12 protein-coding genes and 1 riboswitch are annotated in these 16,939 nt (G+C 70.9%); of the genes, 4 read left to right on the top strand and 8 right to left on the bottom strand.

Annotated features, from left to right (window positions below; translation table 11 throughout):
- Position 1 precedes the first annotated feature (1 nt).
- The 8 genes from ACG04R_RS18335 to pth form a co-directional block, all read right to left on the bottom strand.
- Positions 2-1,291 (bottom strand): cobyrinic acid a,c-diamide synthase CobB, encoded by a 1,290-nt coding sequence (locus ACG04R_RS18335; protein WP_394413960.1) that lies wholly within the window; start codon positions 1,289-1,291, stop codon positions 2-4.
- A complete protein-coding gene (locus ACG04R_RS18330) occupies positions 1,288-2,046 on the bottom strand; it encodes an ABC transporter ATP-binding protein (protein WP_394413957.1) in 759 nt (252 codons plus the stop codon). The genes ACG04R_RS18335 and ACG04R_RS18330 overlap by 4 nt, the downstream gene beginning before the upstream one ends.
- Positions 2,043-3,023 (bottom strand): FecCD family ABC transporter permease, encoded by a 981-nt coding sequence (locus ACG04R_RS18325; protein ID WP_394413954.1) that lies wholly within the window; start codon positions 3,021-3,023, stop codon positions 2,043-2,045. The genes ACG04R_RS18330 and ACG04R_RS18325 overlap by 4 nt, the downstream gene beginning before the upstream one ends.
- The gene (locus ACG04R_RS18320) at positions 3,023-3,886 is read right to left on the bottom strand and encodes an ABC transporter substrate-binding protein (protein WP_394413951.1); all 864 of its coding nucleotides are present in this window, start codon (positions 3,884-3,886) and stop codon (positions 3,023-3,025) included. The genes ACG04R_RS18325 and ACG04R_RS18320 overlap by 1 nt, the downstream gene beginning before the upstream one ends.
- Entirely contained in the window at positions 3,870-4,430 is a 561-nt protein-coding gene (gene cobU, locus ACG04R_RS18315) for a bifunctional adenosylcobinamide kinase/adenosylcobinamide-phosphate guanylyltransferase (protein WP_394413948.1), read from the bottom strand. The genes ACG04R_RS18320 and cobU overlap by 17 nt, the downstream gene beginning before the upstream one ends.
- 8 nt (positions 4,431-4,438) lie before the next feature.
- Positions 4,439-6,334, bottom strand: a complete 1,896-nt coding sequence (locus tag ACG04R_RS18310; protein WP_394413945.1) for a TonB-dependent receptor domain-containing protein — start codon at positions 6,332-6,334, stop codon at positions 4,439-4,441.
- A gap of 65 nt (positions 6,335-6,399) precedes the next feature.
- Positions 6,400-6,634: riboswitch (cobalamin riboswitch) on the bottom strand.
- The gene (locus ACG04R_RS18305; protein ID WP_394413942.1) at positions 6,630-7,055 is read right to left on the bottom strand and encodes a hypothetical protein; all 426 of its coding nucleotides are present in this window, start codon (positions 7,053-7,055) and stop codon (positions 6,630-6,632) included. Its footprint overlaps the riboswitch before it by 5 nt.
- Positions 7,052-7,684 (bottom strand): aminoacyl-tRNA hydrolase, encoded by a 633-nt coding sequence (gene pth / locus ACG04R_RS18300; protein ID WP_394413939.1) that lies wholly within the window; start codon positions 7,682-7,684, stop codon positions 7,052-7,054. Before pth ends, ACG04R_RS18305 begins: the two co-directional genes overlap by 4 nt.
- Before the next feature lie 82 nt (positions 7,685-7,766).
- Between pth and ACG04R_RS18295 the strand changes: the two genes are divergently transcribed.
- Genes ACG04R_RS18295 through ACG04R_RS18280 form a run of 4 tightly spaced genes read left to right on the top strand, consistent with a single transcriptional unit; the run spans position 7,767 to position 16,908 of the window.
- A complete protein-coding gene (locus ACG04R_RS18295) occupies positions 7,767-9,269 on the top strand; it encodes an MdtA/MuxA family multidrug efflux RND transporter periplasmic adaptor subunit (RefSeq protein WP_394413936.1) in 1,503 nt (500 codons plus the stop codon).
- A 4-nt stretch (positions 9,270-9,273) separates the two neighbouring features.
- A complete protein-coding gene (locus ACG04R_RS18290; RefSeq protein WP_394413933.1) occupies positions 9,274-12,393 on the top strand; it encodes a multidrug efflux RND transporter permease subunit in 3,120 nt (1,039 codons plus the stop codon).
- Positions 12,390-15,500, top strand: a complete 3,111-nt coding sequence (locus ACG04R_RS18285) for a multidrug efflux RND transporter permease subunit (protein ID WP_394413930.1) — start codon at positions 12,390-12,392, stop codon at positions 15,498-15,500. Before ACG04R_RS18290 ends, ACG04R_RS18285 begins: the two co-directional genes overlap by 4 nt.
- Before the next feature lie 4 nt (positions 15,501-15,504).
- A complete protein-coding gene (locus ACG04R_RS18280; RefSeq protein ID WP_394413927.1) occupies positions 15,505-16,908 on the top strand; it encodes an efflux transporter outer membrane subunit in 1,404 nt (467 codons plus the stop codon).
- Positions 16,909-16,939 lie beyond the last annotated feature (31 nt).

Below are 16,939 nucleotides of genomic sequence, written 5' to 3'. Positions count from 1 at the left end.
GTCAGCCCTTGAAGAAAGCCGCGATGGCCTCGGGGTTGGACGGGAAGTAGTGGTGCACATAGCTCGCGCGCAGCGAGCCCTGCTGGTACAGCGCCTCGGCGGTCTTGCCGCCGTTGGGGTTGGTGGCCGTGGCGATGGGCGTCATCGGCGTGTCCAGCGTGGAGTAGTGGTAGCTGTGGCCGCGCAGCGGACCCTCGGGCCAGTTGATGGCCTGCAGGCCCAAGGCGGCGAGGCGCTGCTGCACATGGGCGCGGCCGGGCAGCAGGCCGGCCATGGGGTGGGCGTCGCCGGCCGCGTCGGTCAGCTCGTCCAGCAGCGCCAGCATGCCGCCGCATTCGGCCAGCAGCGGTTTGCCGCGGGCCACGTGGGCGGCCAGCGCGGCGGCCAGCGTCGGGTGAGCGGCCAGTCTGTCGGCGTACAGCTCGGGGTAGCCGCCCGGCAGCCAGACGGCATCGCAGGCCGGCAACGGCTCGTGCTTGAGCGGCGAGAAGAACGCCAGCTCGGCGCCCAGCGCGCGCAGCGTGTCCACGTTGGCGGCGTAGATGAAGCCGAACGCCGCGTCGCGCGCGATGGCGATGCGCCGGCCTGCCAGCAGCGGTGCGGGCGCCGTCTCGATGGCGTCCTCGATGGTCTGCGGCTCGAACACGAAGTTGGGCAGCAGCGCGGCGTCCCAGGTGTCGGCCCAGGCGTCCAGCTGCGCGTCCAGGCCCGGCTGCTCCAGCGCCTGCACCAGGCCCAGATGGCGCTCGGGCAGGATGAGCCGCGGTTCGCGCGGCAGTGCCGCGATCAGCGGCAGCTCGCCGGGCAGGCCTTCGGCCACCATGCGGGCGTGCGCCTGGCCGCCGACGCGGTTGGCGATGACGCCGTAGTGCCGCACGTCGGGCCGGAAGCGCGCGAGGCCGGTGGCCAGCGCCGCGAAGGTCTGCGCCATGGCCGAGGCGTCGATGACGCAGACGACGGGCAGGCCGAAGGCGGCGGCCAGGTCGGCGCCGCTGGGCTTGCCGTCGAACAGGCCCATGACGCCTTCGATGAGGATGAGGTCGGCCTCGCGGGCGGCCTGGGCCAGCAGCGCCTGGCAATGGGCGAAGCCGCCCATGAACAGGTCGAGCTGGTAGACCGGTGCACCGCTGGCCCGCTCCAGGATGCTGGGGTCGAGGAAGTCGGGGCCGGTCTTGAAGACGCGCACGCGCCGGCCGCGTCGAACCTGGCTGCGTGCGATGGCGGCGGTGACGCAGGTCTTGCCCGACCCGGAGGACGGGGCGCTGATGAAGAGGGCTCGGCAGGAGGTCATAAAGGCAGGGCGATCCAGCGCCCATCAAGCTGTGCGATGTGCAGGCGCGGGCCGAACACGCGGCGCAGCGCGTCGTGCGTGGCGGTGTCGGCCGGCGCGCCGGTGTGGACGATGCGGCCGTCGGCCATCAGCACGAGATGGTCGGCCTGCAGCGCGAGGTGAAGTTCGTGCAGCACGCTGACGACGCTGTGGCCGGCGGCCACGCGGGCACGGACGAGCGCCATCCACTCGGCCTGGTGCGGCGGGTCCAGGTGGGCCAGCGGCTCGTCCATCAACGTCAGCGGCGCGTCGACGGCCAGCGCACGGGCCAGCAGCACGCGCTGGCGCTCGCCGCCCGACAGCGAGCCCAGGCGCCGCTCGCGCCAGTCCCAGCTTTGCGTGGACTGCATCGCGGCCTGCGCGGCGGCGTGGTCGGCCGCCGTGGGCGGCGCCAGCCACGGGCGGTGCGGCAGGCGGCCCAGCAGGACGACGTCCAGCGCCAGCAGGTCGTCGGCGCCGGTTTCCTGCTGCCCCATCCAGGCGAGCTGGCGGGCGCGTTCGCGGCTGGGCCAGTCGTGCAGCGGGCGGCCCGCCAGCAGCACGGCGCCATCGCACTTCTGCAGGCCGGCGACGGCGCGCAGCAGCGTGGACTTGCCGGCGCCGTTGGGGCCGACGATGGCGGTCCAGCGGGCAGCCGGCACGTCCAGCGTGACGTCGCTGATGAGGTCGCGGCCGTCGATGCGGACGCGGTCGATCCGGGCGTGCAGCGCGCTCATCGCTTCGGGGCTCCGCGGCGGTGCATGAGGACGAGCAGATAGATGCCACCCAGCAGCGCCGTCACCAAACCGACGGGCAACTCCTGTGGCCGCATCAGCCCGCGCGCCAGCACGTCGGCCGCCAGCAGCAGCGCGCCGCCGGCCGCGGCGGACAGGCCGATCAACCGGCCGTGCAGCGTCGGGCAGACGGTGCGCACGAGGTGCGGTGCGACGAGCCCGACGAAGGCGACGATGCCCGTCTGCGCGACCGCCGCGCCCGTGGCGAGCGCGAACGCGAGGATCAGCAGCAGCCGCACCAGGCCCATGCGCACGCCCAGCGACGCGGCCGTGGCCTCGCCCAGCGTCAGCGCGTCCAGTGCCGGGCTGGCCAGCAGGCCGATCAGCAGCGCGGCGACACCGCAGGCCGTCATGACCGTGACGCTGCTCCAGCCCAGCAGCCCGGTGTTGCCGAGCAGGAAGGCCTGCATCGCACGCAGGATGTCCGGCGCCCACAGCGTGGCCAGGCCGGTCAGCGCGTTCAGCACGACGCCGACGACGACGCCGGCCAGCAGCAGCCGCAGCGTCTGCTCGACGCCGCGGGCGAGGATGAGGGTGAGGCCCACGCCCACTAGCGTGCCGATAAAGGCGATGCCGGTCAGGCCCACGTGGGCCAGCAGCGACGAGGTCTGCGGCGACACGCCTGTCAGCGCCAGCGCGACGGCCACGGCCAGGCCGGCGCCCGATGCGCTGCCCAGCAGGTAGGGGTCGGCCAGCGGGTTGCGGAACAGGCCTTGCGACATCGCGCCGGCCATGCCCAGCAGCGCGCCGGCCCACCAGGCGCCGAGGGACCGCGGCAGGCGGATCTCCCAAAGGATGACGCTCATGCGGTCGTCGGTCAGGTCGGCCCAGCCGGTGCTGCCGGTCATCACGCCGGCAACGACACCGGCTGCGCCGACGGCCAGCAGCAGTGCGAGCAGCAGACCGGGGCGCAGGTTCATCACGACGCCTTCTCGCGCAGGCAGCGCGCCATGATCTGCGCCGCCTCGGCCATGCGCGGGCCGGGGCGGGACAGGATGTCGCCTTCCTCCGGCTTGAAGACGCAGACGCGGCCGCGCCTGATTGCGTCGATGCGGTCCCAGCCGGGCCGTTGCGCGAGGCCCTCGGCACCGCGCGAGCCGATCATGATGAGGGCCGGGTTCGCCTTGACGACGAACTCCGGGTTGATCTTGGGGAAGGGCCCCAGGTTGGCTGGGATGATGTTGCCGGCGCCTAGCCGGGTCAGCGTCTCGCCCATGAAGGACGACTCGCCGGCCGCCCACAGGCCGCTGGCCACCTCGTAGTAGACGCGCACGCCGTGCGCCTGGGCCGGCACGCTGCTGGCCGCGGCCTTCACACCGGCGTCGATGTAGCGCCAGACGCGCTGCGCGTCGTTCACGCCCAGCACGCGGCCGAGGACGTCCAGCACGCGCTGCACGTCCTTGTAGCTGCGGGGCTCCAGCGCGACGACCTTCATGCCCAGGGCGCGCAACCGCTCGCTGACGCGCGACGACACGGCGACGAGCACGACGTCGGGCTTCAGCGACGCGATCAGCTCGACATTGGTGTCGTCCATGCCGCCCACCTTGGGCAGCGCGTTCACTTGAGCCGGGAAGTTGGAGTAGCGGTCCACGCCGACGAGGCGGGCGCAGGCGCCCAGCTCGCAGACGGTCTCGGTCAGCGACGGCAGCAGGCTGACGATGCGCTGCGGCGGCGTGGCGATCTGCGTCACGGTGCCGAGGTCGTCCTTGACCTCGACTGCCACGGCGGGCAGCGCGCAGGCGACGAGCAGCGCGGCGAGCAATCGTTCAAACATCGGAAGCATCCTCGACAGGTCGGGTCCAGGCCTGGCCCGCGACCATCAGTGTCAACCGGCCGCAGTGGCGCGCGACGTCCTGGTTCAGCCGGCCCAGTTCGTCGACATAGTCGCGCACCTCGCGACCCAGCGGCGACACGCCCCAACCCACCTCGTTGGAGACGAAGACGACCGGCGACGCCAGCCGCGGCAGCAGGGCCAGCAGCGTCTGCCGCTCCAGCTCCCAGCCGTTGCGGTCGGCCGCGCCGTGGATCGGCATCAGCCAGTTGACGAGCCACAGCGTCAGGCAGTCGACGACGAGCAGCGTGCGTTCGTCGTCTGCCTGCTGCAGTGCGGCGCTCAAGGCCAGCGGCGCCTCGATGGTCTCGAAGCCCGCCGGCCGCGTGGCGCGGTGGTGGGCGATGCGGGCGCGCATCTCGGCGTCGGCGGCCAGTGCGGTCGCGATGACGGCCACGCGGCCTCCGCCGGCCTGCCAGCGCAGCGCCAGCCTCTCGGCCTGGCGCGACTTGCCGCTGCGCTGGCCGCCGACGATGAGGTCGTGTGGGCTCATCATCGTCGGGCTCAGAGCGTGGGGTTCCAGCGCAGGGTCAGCAGCGCCGTGCGTGGTGCGGACGCGTAGCCGTAGGCCAGTGTCGTGTCGCGGTCGAAGGCGTTGTCGACGTTGAACTGCAGCTTCAGATCGCGGTTGATCTTGTACTGCGCGCTGAAGTTGACCAGCGCATAGCCGCCCAGCCGGCGGGTGTTGGCCGCGTTGTCGAAGCGCGCGCTGGAGGCCTGCACGCCGGCACCCAGCACCCAGTCGCCCAGGTTGGTGTCGGCGTTGATGGTGCCCAGGCGCTGCGCGCGGCGGGCCAGCAGCTTGCCGTAGTTGTTCGTGCGGCCGGCGATCGCGGGCGTCGCATCCTTGGGTGCCTGCAGGTCCAGCGTGGCCGATACGTGCAGCAGCGAAACCTGCGTGCTGGCGGCCAGGCTCAGGCCCTGCAGCAGCGCGTCGGGCACGTTGCCGTAGCAGCCGAAGCCGCTGTTGCAGGTGGTCAGCGCGCCCTCGAAGTTGATGAGATCGCTGATGCGGTTGCGGTAGACCGTGGCGGAGGCCTCGGTGTCGCCGCTGCCGTACTTCAGGCCGACTTCGACGTTGTGGCCGCGCTCGGCCTTGAGTGGCTGCGCGCCCTTGCTGAGGTCGGGGCCGTAGATGGTGCCTTGCTGGTACAGCGTCGGCGCGCGGAAGGAGTTGCCGATGGAGCCGACGAGGCGCAGGCCGGTCGCCACCTCGTAGCCGGCCAGCAGCGTGCCGGTGTCGGCGCCGCCGAACTGGCTGTCATCGTCGTGGCGGGCATGGGCCTGGAAGCTGAACGCGCCCTGCGTGAACAGGTAGCCCGCGCCCATCGCGTTGCGGTGGCGCTTGCCGACGCCGGCGGTCAGCAGGCCGCTGTTCTCCAGCTCGTCCTCGATGCGCTCGCCCAGGAAGTTGATCTGCTGGCCCTTGCCGAGCAGGTAGGAGCCGTTCAGCGCGAGGTTCTTGACGTGCGTGACGGTCAGGTAGGGCGAGGGCGTGGTCTCGTAGCGGTCTCGCGACTCGCCGTAGCTGAGCTGCGTCTGCAGGGCCGGCGCCCACTGGGCCGTCCAGGCCAGGCGGGCGGCGTCGGTGTCCTGCTTGGTGCGGTCGTCCACCAGCGGCTTGGACTTGCTGGCGTCGTACTGTGCGTTGGCGTGGCTCCTCAGCATGACAGCCTCGACGCGCTGGCCTTCAGCCAACTGGACGCCCAGGCGCGCGGTAGCCTGGCTCTTGCGCCAGCCGTCACGGTCGGGCACGTAGCTGAAGGCGTTGTCGGTCGTGGTGGCGTTGAAGCCGTCGCTGCGCTCGCCGGCCAGCGTGACGGCGTAGTCGACCATGCCGGCGCTGCCGAACACGCCGCCGTCCAGCTTCTGCGTGCCCAGGTTGCCGACGCCGATGCCAAGGTCGAAGCTGGTCTTGCCGCCGCCCTTGCGGGTGAAGATCTGCACGACGCCGCCGACCGCGTCGGAGCCGTAGATGGCGCTGGCCGGGCCCTTCAGCACTTCGATGCGCTCGATCTGCGCGATGGGAATGCCTTGCCAGCTTGCGCCGCCGGTGGATTGCGAGTCCATACGCACGCCGTCCACCAGCACGAGGGTGTGGCGGGTCTCGGCGCCGCGCAGGTAGACCGACGTGGTCGACGCGGCGCCGCCGTTGCGGACCATCTCGGCGCAGCCGTTGTTGCGCAGCAGGTCGGCCACGCTGGCGGCGGCCTGGCGCTCGATGTCGGCGCGGGTGATGACGGTCAGGTCGACCAGCACTTCCGACAGCTTCTGCGGCGTGCGCGTGGCGGTGGTGACGACGGTGTCGAGCTTGTTGATTTGGGCGTGAGCGGACGCGGCCAGGGCCAGGACGGACAGGGCCAGCAGCGGCCGGCGGGCCGCGAGGAGAGCTTGGGACATGAAAAGAGACGCAAACGATCGCTCAGCCGTGCTGACCCCCGCAGCAAGGCTGAAAAACGGCTTCCGAAGAAACCCCGTCGTTGGCCGGTATCCGGGCTGGTGGACATCTGCTCAGTGCCTTCCCGGTGCTCGCGCACCAGTGGCTTCTCGGCTGAACAGCGAGGCGCGAGGGCCTCGTCCACTTACCGTTGCGGGGACAGCTCAGGTTAGGTTCGCGGCGTGGCCGCTCGCCCTCCTGATTCCCGTTGAACTGCACCCGGCGTGAGGCCGGGCGCGAGCACCAACGGGCGGGATTCTATCGAGCGGCGCCGCTGGCCCTGGCCGAGGGCGCGTGCGGCTTCTTCGGCTTGGCCACCTTGGGCGGCTTCAGGTGCGTGACCTGCGGGCCGCTGGCCGGCTGGGCCGGTGTGGCCGCGGGCTGCAGGCCGATGTGGGCGGCGCGCTGGTGGCGGGCCTCGGCCTCGCTGGCGCGCCGGGCCGCCGCGAGCGCCGCGGCCTGCTTGGCGTCGGCCATCTGCCGTTCGCGCGCGGCACGGCTGTCGGCGGCACTGGGTTCGTCGTAGTGGACGTTGCTGGCGGCCGCGCCGCCGGGGCAGGGCGAATCGCGCAGGTCGCGGCCGTCGGGGCCGCAGCGGTAGACCTGGGTGCTGCGGACCTGCGTCTGCGCGAGCACCGGCAGCGCGGTGCAGAGGGCGAGGGCGGCCAGCAGCAGGGGTTTCATGAGGCCGGAGTGTCTACCGGCGGCTGCGGTTTGGGGGGCTTGGGGCGCGGCGGTTTGGCGTGAATCTTTGCCAAGGCCTTGTCCATCTCGCCGCGCAGCATCAGCTCGACGGCGGCGTAACTCTTCTCGATGCAGTCCTCCACCGCCTGGCGCTCGGCCAGCGGCGGCTTGCGCAGCACGTAGCCGGCCACCTCGGCCTTGTGGCCCGGGTGGCCGATGCCCAGCCGCAGCCGCCAGAAGTCACCGCTGCCGAGCTGGGCGCGCATGTCGCGCAGGCCGTTGTGGCCGCCGTCGCCGCCGCCCTTCTTGAACTTCATCTCGCCGGGTGCGAGGTCCAGCTCGTCATGCACGGCGAGGATCTCCTCCGGCGAGATCTTGAAGAAGCGCGCCAGCGCCGCGACCGACTTGCCGGACAGGTTCATGTAGGTCATGGGCTCCAGCAGCCAGATCGGGCCGCTGGCGCCGGGCGCATTGCTCACTCGCGCCACCAGGCCGTGATAGGCCTTGTCGGGCTGCAGGCTCACCTTGAGGCCGCGGGCCAGCCCATCTATCCACCAGAAGCCGGCGTTGTGGCGCGTGTCTTCGTATTCGGCGCCCGGGTTGCCCAGGCCCACCATCAGCTTGATCATGCGGGCATCCTAGCTTTTGCGCCCAGCAATGCTCTAGCTACATTCCGGCATGAAACTCGCGCGCCATCAGGAGTGGACCCGAATGCAGAACAACGAATCCAAGCGCGGCAAGTCGGCCGGCGCGGCCCGCACAGGGGTGCTGATCGTCATAGTCATTGCCGTCGTCGCGGCGGCGCTCTGGTGGTGGAGAGGCCGCGACAGCGGTGGTGCGGAAGGCTCGGCCGGCGCGGCGTCGGCAGCGTCCGGCGCAGGCGGTGGGCGCCCGGGTGGTGGCCCCGGCGGTGCCGGCGGCCGCTTCGGCCGCGGCGGGTTGCAGCCCGTGTCGGTGGCGACTGTGCAGCGGCGCGACCTGGCTGTCACCATCGATGCCATCGGCAGCATCGCGTCGGCCAACACGGCCGTCGTGCGCGCCAAGGTCAGTGGCGAACTCAAGAGCATCCACTTCAAGGAAGGCCAGCCGGTCAAGGCCGGCCAGCTGCTGGCCGTCATCGACCCGCGGCCTTTCGAGATCGCACGCGACCAGGCCCTGGCGGCGCTGGCCCGTGACAAGGCGCAGCTGGAAAACGCCCGTGCCGACCTGGCCCGCTACAAGGATCTCGTCGCGCAGGAGGCTGCGCCGCGCCAACAGCTGGACACGCAGCAGGCGCTGGTGCGCCAGCTGGAGGCGACCGCCCTGTCCGACCAGGCTACGCTGGACAACGCGAAGCTGCAGCTGTCCTACACGCGCGTCACGGCGCCTATTTCGGGCCAGGCGGGCCTGAAGCAGGCCGACCTGGGCAACAACGTGACGCCCACCGACGCCAACGGCCTCCTCAGCATCGCGCAGACGCAGCCGGCGGCCGTTGTCTTCGCCGTGCCGGACGCGCGCCTGGCCCGCATCCGCCAGCAACTGGGCGACAAGGAGCCGCTGCCCGTGCAGGCCTGGGACCGCGAGCGCAAGCTCAAGCTGGCCGAAGGCCGCGTTGCCAGCACCGACAACGCCATCGACGCGAGCACCGGCACCATCAAGGTCAAGGCGCTGTTCGACAACAAGGACGGCAGCCTGTTCCCCAACCAGTTCGTCAACGTGAGGCTGCAGCTGGACACGTTGAAGGGCGTGCTGGTCATCCCGACGGCGGCCGTGCAGCGTGGCACGCCGGGCACCTACGTCTACGTCGTGGGCGACGGCACCGTGGCGCTGCGCAAGGTGCAGATCCTGGCGACGGACGGCGAGTCCACGGCCGTGCAAGGCGAGCTCAAGCCGGGCGACCAGGTCGTCATCGACGGCGCCGACCGCCTGCGCGACGGCGGCAAGGCCGAGGTCATCAAGGCACCGGCCGGTGGCGCGCCGGGGGCGGGTGGCTGGCGTGGCCGCAACCAGGGCGCGGCTGGCGCCGCGAGTGGGGCGAGCGCAGCGGGTGCTGGCCACGTCGCAGCCGCAGCCGCAGCCGCCGCCAGCGGTGGCGGCACCGGCGATAGCGGCAGCGAGCGCCCGCGCTGGATGGACCGCGTGCCACCCGAGATGGTCGACAAGATCAAGGCAATGAGCCCCGACGAGCGACGCGCGTGGTTCCAGCAGCAGCGCGCCTCGGCTCCGGCTCAGTAAGCCGATGAACCCGTCCCGTCTCTTCATCGCGCGGCCGGTCGCGACGTCGCTGCTGATGCTGGCCATCGTGCTGGCCGGCGCGTTGGCCTACCGGCTGCTGCCGGTGTCGGCCCTGCCCGAGGTGGACTACCCCACCATCCAGGTCACGACGCTCTACCCCGGCGCCAGCCCCGACGTGATGACGTCCTCCGTCACGGCGCCGCTGGAGCGCCAGTTCGGCCAGATGCCGGGCCTGGCGCAGATGTCGTCCAGCAGCTCGGGCGGCGCGTCGGTCATCACGCTGCGCTTCGACCTGAGCATGGCGCTGGACGTGGCCGAGCAGGAGGTGCAGGCGGCCATCAACGCCGGCAGCAACCTGCTGCCCACGGACCTGCCGATGCCGCCGGTTTACAGCAAGGTCAACCCGGCCGACGCGCCGGTGCTGACTATTGCCGTCAGCTCGTCCACGCTGCCGATCACGCGCGTGCACGATCTCGTCGAGAACCGCCTCGCGCAGAAGATCTCGCAGGTGCCGGGCGTGGGCCTGGTGGCCATCGCGGGTGGCCGGCGGCCGGCCGTGCGCATCCAGGCCGACCCCGGCGCGCTGGCCACGCTGGGCCTGTCCATCGACGACGTGCGCACGGCCATCTCGGCGGCCAACGTCAACCAGTCCAAGGGCAGCTTCGACGGCCCGCTGCGCGCCTCCACGCTGGATGCCAACGACCAGCTGAAGAACGCCAGCGAATACGCCAACCTCGTCATCGCCTACAAGAACGGCAATGCCGTGCGGCTGAAGGACGTGGCGGCGCTGGTGGACGACGCCGAGAACCTGCGGCTGGCCGCGTGGGCCGGGCAGGCCGGCAAACCGTCGGTGTCGGCCGTCATCCTGAACGTGCAGCGCCAGCCCGGCGCCAACGTCATCGAGACGGTGGACCGCGTGCGCGCGGTGTTGCCGCAGCTGCAGGCCAGCCTGCCGGCGTCGCTGGACGTGCAGCTGCTCAGCGACCGCACGACGACCATCCGCGCGTCCGTCACCGACGTGCAGCACGAGCTGCTGTTCGCCGTCGTGCTGGTCATCGGCGTCATCTTCGTGTTCCTGCGCAGCGTGCCGGCCACCGTCATCCCGGCGGTTGCCGTGCCGGTGTCGCTGGTGGGCACCTTCGGCGTCATGTATCTCGCCGGTTTCTCGATCAACAACCTGACCTTGATGGCGCTGGTGATCTCCACCGGCTTCGTCGTCGACGACGCCATCGTCATGATCGAGAACATCGCGCGCCACATGGAGGAGGGCGGCGAGAGCGTCAGCGCCTACGCCGCCGCGCAGTCCGGCTCCAAGCAGATCGGCTTCACGATCATCTCGCTGACGGTGTCGCTGATCGCCGTGCTGATCCCGCTGCTGTTCATGGGCGACGTCGTCGGCCGGCTGTTCCACGAGTTTGCGATCACGCTGGCGGTCTCCATCCTGATCTCGGCCTTCGTGTCGCTGACGCTGACGCCGATGATGTGCGCGCGGCTGCTCAAGCACGAACACGACGAGGACCACGGCCGCGTCTGGCGCCTGGTGGGCAAGGCCTTCGATGACACCATCGCCGCCTACGGCCGCATGCTGGACTGGGTGCTGGACCGCCAGGCCGCGACGCTGATCGTCTTCGTCGCGACACTGGGGCTGACCGGCGTGCTCTACCTGCTGGTGCCCAAGGGCTTCTTCCCGGTGCAGGACACGGGCCAGATCCAGGGCATCACCGAGGCCGCGCAGTCGACCTCGTTCGCGGCCATGGCCGAGCACCAGCAGCGCATCGCCGAGCGCGTGCTGCAGGACCCGGCCGTGGACAGCGTGTCGTCATTCATCGGCGTGGACGGCGGCAACACGACGCTGAACCAGGGCCGGCTGCAAATCTCGCTGAAAGCCAAGGAGGCGCGCGGCGCCAGCGCCACCGAGGTGTCGCGCCGCGTCGCTGCCGCGGCGGCCGAGGAGCCCGGCATCTCGCTGTTCCTGCAGCCGGTGCAGGACCTGACCATCGAGGACCGCGTCGCCAAGACCCAATACCAGTTCACGCTGAGCTCGCCCGACATCGCCGAGCTGAGCCGCTCGACGACCGCCGTGCTGCAGCGGCTGCGCGACGTGAAGCAGATCGCCGACGTCGCCAGCGACCAGCAGGAGCAGGGGCTGCAGGCCTTCGTCGACATCGACCGCGACGCGGCCGGGCGGCTGGGCGTCAGCGTGGCGGCCATCGACAGCGCGCTCTACAGCGCCTTCGGCCAGCGGCTGATCTCGACGATCTTCACGCAGAGCAACCAGTACCGCGTCGTGCTGGAGGTGGCGCAGCGCGACCGCGCGGGCCTGTCGGCGCTGCAGCGGCTGTACGTGCCGGGCACGGGCAACACGCAGGTGCCGCTCAGCTCGGTGGCGAAGTTCAGCGAGCGGGCGGCCCCGCTGGCCGTGAACCACGTGGCGCAGTTCCCGTCGGCGACGATCTCCTTCAACCTCGCGCCGGGCGCGTCGCTGGGCGACGCGGTCAAGGCCATCCGCGCCGAGGTCGACGCACTGCAACTGCCACTGAGCGTGGAGACGCGCTTCGAGGGCGCGGCGCTGGCCTTCCAGGCGTCGCTCACCAGCACGCTGCTGCTCATCCTGGCGGCCATCGTGACGATGTATATCGTGCTGGGCGTGCTCTACGAGAGCACCATCCACCCGCTGACCATCCTGTCCACGCTGCCGTCCGCCGGGCTGGGGGCGCTGCTGGCGCTGCTGGCCTTCCGGCTGGACCTGGACATCATCGCCATCATCGGCATCGTGCTGCTGATCGGCATCGTCAAGAAGAACGCGATCATGATGATCGACTTCGCGCTGGAAGCCGAGCGTGACCTTGGGCTCAGCGCCCGCGAAGCCATCCGCCAGGCCTGTCTGCTGCGCTTCCGCCCCATCCTGATGACGACGATGGCCGCGCTGCTGGGCGCGCTGCCGCTGATGCTGGGCACCGGCGTGGGCAGCGAGCTGCGCCATCCGCTCGGCGTGGTCATGGTGGGCGGCCTCATCGTCAGCCAGCTGCTGACGCTGTTCACGACGCCGGTCATCTACCTGGGCTTCGCGGCGCTGGCTGCACGCCTGAAGCGCGGCCGCCACGCACAAGGGGCACCGGCGTGAACCTGTCGCGTGTCTTCATCGAACGCCCCATCGGCACGGCGCTGATCACCTGCGGCATCGCACTGGCCGGCGCCATCGCCTACCTGCTGCTGCCCATCGCGCCACTGCCGCAGGTGGAGTTCCCGACCATCTCGGTCAGCGCTTCGCTGCCCGGCGCCAGCCCGGACACGATGGCCGCCACGGTCGCCACGCCGCTGGAGCGCACGCTGGGCAGCATCGCCGGCGTCACCGAGATCACGTCGTCGTCTTCGTTGGGCAACACGCGCATCACGCTGCAGTTCGACCTCAGCCGCAGCATCGACGCCGCCGCGCGCGACGTGCAGGCCGGCATCAATGCGTCGCGCTCGCTGCTGCCGTCGGGCATGCCCAGCAACCCGACTTACCGCAAGGTCAACCCGGCCGACGCGCCCATCATGATCGTGTCGCTGACGTCCCCGACGCTGACGCGTGGCCAGATGTACGACGCCGCGTCCACGGTGCTGGCGCAGCGGCTGTCGCAGGTGGACGGCGTGGGCCAGGTCACCGTGGGCGGCGGCGCGCTGCCGGCGGTGCGCATCGAGCTGGACCCGAACAAGCTGTCGTCCCAGGGCATCTCGCTGGAGCAGGTGCGGGCGGCCGTGGTGGCGACCAACGCCAACCGGCCCAAGGGCATGCTGGAGGCGGACGACCGCGCCTGGCAGATCGCCGCCAACGACCAGGCCCGCCTGGCCAGCGACTACGCGCCGCTGGTGCTGAGCTACAAGAGCGGCGCCGCCGTGCACCTGCGCGACGTGGCGACCATCGAGGACAGCGTGCAGGACCTGCGCAACGACGGCCTGGCCGACGGCAAGTCCGCCGTCATGCTGATCCTGAACAAGGCGCCGGGCGCCAACATCATCAAGACGGTCGACACGGTGCGCGCGCTGTTGCCGCAGCTGCGTGCGTCCATCTCGCCGGCCATCGACGTCAACGTCGTCATGGACCGCACGTCGACCATCCGCGGCAGCATCAGCGAGGTCCAGCGCACGCTGGCCATCTCGTTCGGCCTGGTCATCGTCGTCGTGTTCATCTTCCTGCGCCGGCTGCGCGCCGCGCTGCTGCCGGCCGTGGCCGTGCCGGTGTCGCTGGCAGGCACGGCCGGTGTCATGTATCTGCTGGGTTACAGCATCGACAACCTGTCGCTGATGGCGATGACGGTGGCCACGGGCTTCGTCGTCGACGACGCCATCGTCGTGCTGGAGAACATCTCGCGCCATATCGAGCGCGGTGAGACGCCTCTGCAGGCTGCGCTCAAGGGCGCCCGGGAGATCGGCTTCACGGTGGTGTCCATCTCGCTGAGCCTGATCGCCGTCTTCATCCCCATCCTGGCGATGGGCGGCATCGTCGGGCGGCTGTTCCGCGAGTTCGCCGTCGTGTTGTCGGTGGCCATCCTCGTGTCGATGGTCGTGTCGCTGACCACGACGCCGATGATGGCAGCCACGCTGCTGCGCCCGCACGCCGAGGCCAGGGCCTCGGGCCGCTTCGCCCGCTGGCTGGCCGGCCTGCAGCGCGGGCTGATGCGCGGCTACCGTCGTTCGCTGCGCTGGACGCTGCGCCACCAGCCGCTCGCGCTGCTGGCGCTGGCGGGCGTGGTCGCGCTGAACGTGCATCTGTACGTGACCATCCCCAAGGGCTTCTTCCCTCAGCAGGACACGGGGCTGATGATCGGCGGCGTGCAGGCCGACCAGGCCAGCAGCTTCCAGTCCATGCAGATCAAGCTACGCACCTTCCACGACATCGTGCGTGCCGACCCGGCCGTCGCCCACGTGACCGGCTTCACCGGCGGCGGCCAGCGCAACAGCGCCAACATGTTCATCAGCCTCAAGCCACAGAAAGAGCGCAAGGAGAACATCGACGCCGTCATCAACCGGCTGCGCGGCAAGCTCGCCAAGGTGCCCGGTGCCAACCTCTTCCTCGCACCGGTGCAGGACATCCGCATCGGCGGCCGGCAGGCCAACGCCACCTACCAGTACACGCTGCAGGCCGACGAGCTGGAAGACCTGCGCACCTGGGAGCCGCGCATCCGCCGCGCGCTGACTGATGTGCCCGAGATCACCGACGTCAACACCGACCAGCAGGACAAGGGCTCGCAGACGTCGCTGGTTGTCGACCGCGACGCGCTGGCGCGCCTGGGCCTGACGATGAACGGGCTGGACAGCACGCTCAACGACGCCTTCGGCCAGCGCCAGGTGGGCGTCATCTACAACCCGCTGAACCAGTACCGCGTCGTGCTGGAGCTGGCGCCCGAGTGGCTGCAGAGCCCGCAGACGCTGAACCGGCTGATGCTGACCAGCAGTGGCGGCCAGCAGGTGCCGCTGTCGGCGGTGGCGCGCGTGGCGACCACCAGCACGCCGCTGGCCGTCAACCACCAGAGCGGCACGCCGGCCAGCACGATCAGCTTCAACCTGTCGGAGGGCGTGTCGATGTCCGACGCCGTCGTGGCCATCAACGACGCGGTGGCCGGCAGCGGCGCGCCCGTGTCGGTGCGCGGCAGCTTCCAGGGCACGGCCCAGGCCTTCCAGGCCTCGCTGAAGTCGCAGCCGCTGCTCATCCTCGCGGCCATCGTGACGATCTACCTCGTGCTGGGCATGCTCTACGAGAGCCTCATCCACCCGATCACGATCCTGTCGACGTTGCCGTCGGCCGGCGTCGGCGCGCTGCTGGCGTTGATGCTGTTCAAGACCGACTTCACCATCATTGCGCTGATCGGCGTGATCCTGCTGATCGGCATCGTCAAGAAGAACGCCATCATGATGCTGGACTTCGCGCTCTCGGCGCAGGACGCCGTGGCCGAGCGCGGCCGGCACCTGTCGGCGGGTGCTGCCATCTACCGCGCTGCGCTGCTGCGGCTTCGGCCCATCCTGATGACGACGGTGGCCGCGGTGTTCGGCGCCGTGCCGCTGGCGCTGGGCCACGGCGAAGGCGCCGAGCTGCGCGTGCCGCTGGGCATCTCCATCGTCGGCGGCCTGTTGCTGAGCCAGCTGCTGACCCTCTACACCACACCCGTCGTGTTCTGCTGCATGGACCGGTTGAGCCGCAAGCGCCGCGCGCCGGCCCGCACCGCACCCGTCCTGCAGACTGCCGCCTGACACCATGCCCAAGAACGCATTCGCTCCGTTGACGCTGTCCCTGCTGTCGGCCTTCTTGCTCGCCGGCTGCGCCGTGACCGCGCAGAAGCCGCCGGCCGAGCCCGCTCCTCCCGCGGCCTTCAAGGGTTCCACCGACTGGCAGCGCGTCGCGCCGGAGGCGGCCGTGCCCGAGGCCTGGTGGACGCTGTTCAAGGACCCGGTGCTGGACGGCCTGCAGGCCGACCTCGTCGTCGGCAACCAGAACCTCGCCGCATCGCTGGCCCAGGTGCAGTCCGCGCGGGCCGTGCTGCAGGCCAGCGGCTCGGCGATTTTCCCGACGCTGTCGCTCGGCGCCGGCACGACGCGCTCGGCGACGGTCGAGAACAGCGCCGGCCAGCGCACGCTGTCCACCAGCAACTCGCTGACCGCCAACGCCGCCTGGGAGGTCGACCTGTGGGGGCGGCTGTCCGAAGGCATCAAGGCCGCGGGTGCCAGCTTCCAGGCCAGCCAGGCCGACCTCGCCGCGCTGCGCCTGTCGGCCCAGTCCGCGCTGACGCAGAACTACCTGGCGCTGCGCACGGCCGAGGCGCAGCAGGCCCTGCTGGTGCGCACCGAAGCCGCCAACCAGAAGGTGCTGGACCTGACGCAGGCGCGCTTCGCCAGCGGCGTCGTCGCGCAGAGCGACGTGCTGCAGGCGCGCACTCAGCTGCGTAGCGTGCAGTCCCAGCTCGCCGACTCGCGCGCCGCGCGCGCGCAGCTGGAGCACGCCATCGCCGTGCAGCTGGGCAAGCTGCCGGGCCAGTTCCAGCTACCCGCCAGTGCCAGCCTGCCGGAGCTGCCGGCGGTGCCGACGCTCGTGCCGTCCACGCTGCTGGCACAGCGCCCGGACATCGCCGCGGCGCGCGCGCGCCAGGTCGCGGCCTACGCGCAGATCGGTATTGCCGACGCGGCCTTCTTCCCGTCGGTGGACCTGTCCGCCAGCGCCGGCTACAAGGGCGCCTCGTGGTCGCACCTCGTGTCTGCGCCCAACCTGCTGTGGAGCGTGGGCGCGGCCGTGGCGCAGCCGATCTTTGACGGTGGCCAGCGCAAGCTGGCTTCGGCCCAGGCGCGCGCGTCGGCCGACGTGGCGACGGCCAACTATCGCCAGGTGGTGCTGACGGCCTTCCAGGAGGTCGAGGACAACCTCGTCGCGTTCGCCGAGTCCGGCGCGGCCCTTGCCTTGCAGAACGACGCGCTCGATGCCGCGCGGCGGAACCTGGACATCGTGTTGGCTCAATACCGCGCTGGAACTGTCAGCTACCTGAACGTGGGTTCCGCGCAAACCTCGTTGCTGTCGTCCGAATCCAGCCTGCTCAGCGCCCGCAACCGCCAGCTGGCAGCGGCGACGCTGCTGCTGAAGAACCTTGGCGGGCGACTGCCGCCGCAGTAGTTGCTGTCAGCGAAAGTTTCGACTCGACACA

Origin of the sequence: Pelomonas candidula, assembly GCF_043555985.1 — a bacterium.
GTDB classification, from domain to species: Bacteria; Pseudomonadota; Gammaproteobacteria; order Burkholderiales; family Burkholderiaceae_C; genus Pelomonas; species Pelomonas candidula.
This window is presented reverse-complemented; position numbering and strand designations above follow the sequence as displayed.

Bases quoted from the DNA above. Each gene is read 5' to 3' on its own strand.
- ACG04R_RS18335 (WP_394413960.1), bottom strand. From the start codon at position 1,291: ATGACCTCCTGCCGAGCCCTCTTCATCAGCGCCCCGTCCTCCGGGTCG.
- ACG04R_RS18330 (WP_394413957.1), bottom strand. From the start codon at position 2,046: ATGAGCGCGCTGCACGCCCGGATCGACCGCGTCCGCATCGACGGCCGC.
- ACG04R_RS18325 (WP_394413954.1), bottom strand. From the start codon at position 3,023: ATGAACCTGCGCCCCGGTCTGCTGCTCGCACTGCTGCTGGCCGTCGGC.
- ACG04R_RS18320 (WP_394413951.1), bottom strand. From the start codon at position 3,886: ATGCTTCCGATGTTTGAACGATTGCTCGCCGCGCTGCTCGTCGCCTGC.
- cobU (WP_394413948.1), bottom strand. From the start codon at position 4,430: ATGATGAGCCCACACGACCTCATCGTCGGCGGCCAGCGCAGCGGCAAG.
- ACG04R_RS18310 (WP_394413945.1), bottom strand. From the start codon at position 6,334: ATGTCCCAAGCTCTCCTCGCGGCCCGCCGGCCGCTGCTGGCCCTGTCC.
- ACG04R_RS18305 (WP_394413942.1), bottom strand. From the start codon at position 7,055: ATGAAACCCCTGCTGCTGGCCGCCCTCGCCCTCTGCACCGCGCTGCCG.
- pth (WP_394413939.1), bottom strand. From the start codon at position 7,684: ATGATCAAGCTGATGGTGGGCCTGGGCAACCCGGGCGCCGAATACGAA.
- ACG04R_RS18295 (WP_394413936.1), top strand. From the start codon at position 7,767: ATGCAGAACAACGAATCCAAGCGCGGCAAGTCGGCCGGCGCGGCCCGC.
- ACG04R_RS18290 (WP_394413933.1), top strand. From the start codon at position 9,274: ATGAACCCGTCCCGTCTCTTCATCGCGCGGCCGGTCGCGACGTCGCTG.
- ACG04R_RS18280 (WP_394413927.1), top strand. From the start codon at position 15,505: ATGCCCAAGAACGCATTCGCTCCGTTGACGCTGTCCCTGCTGTCGGCC.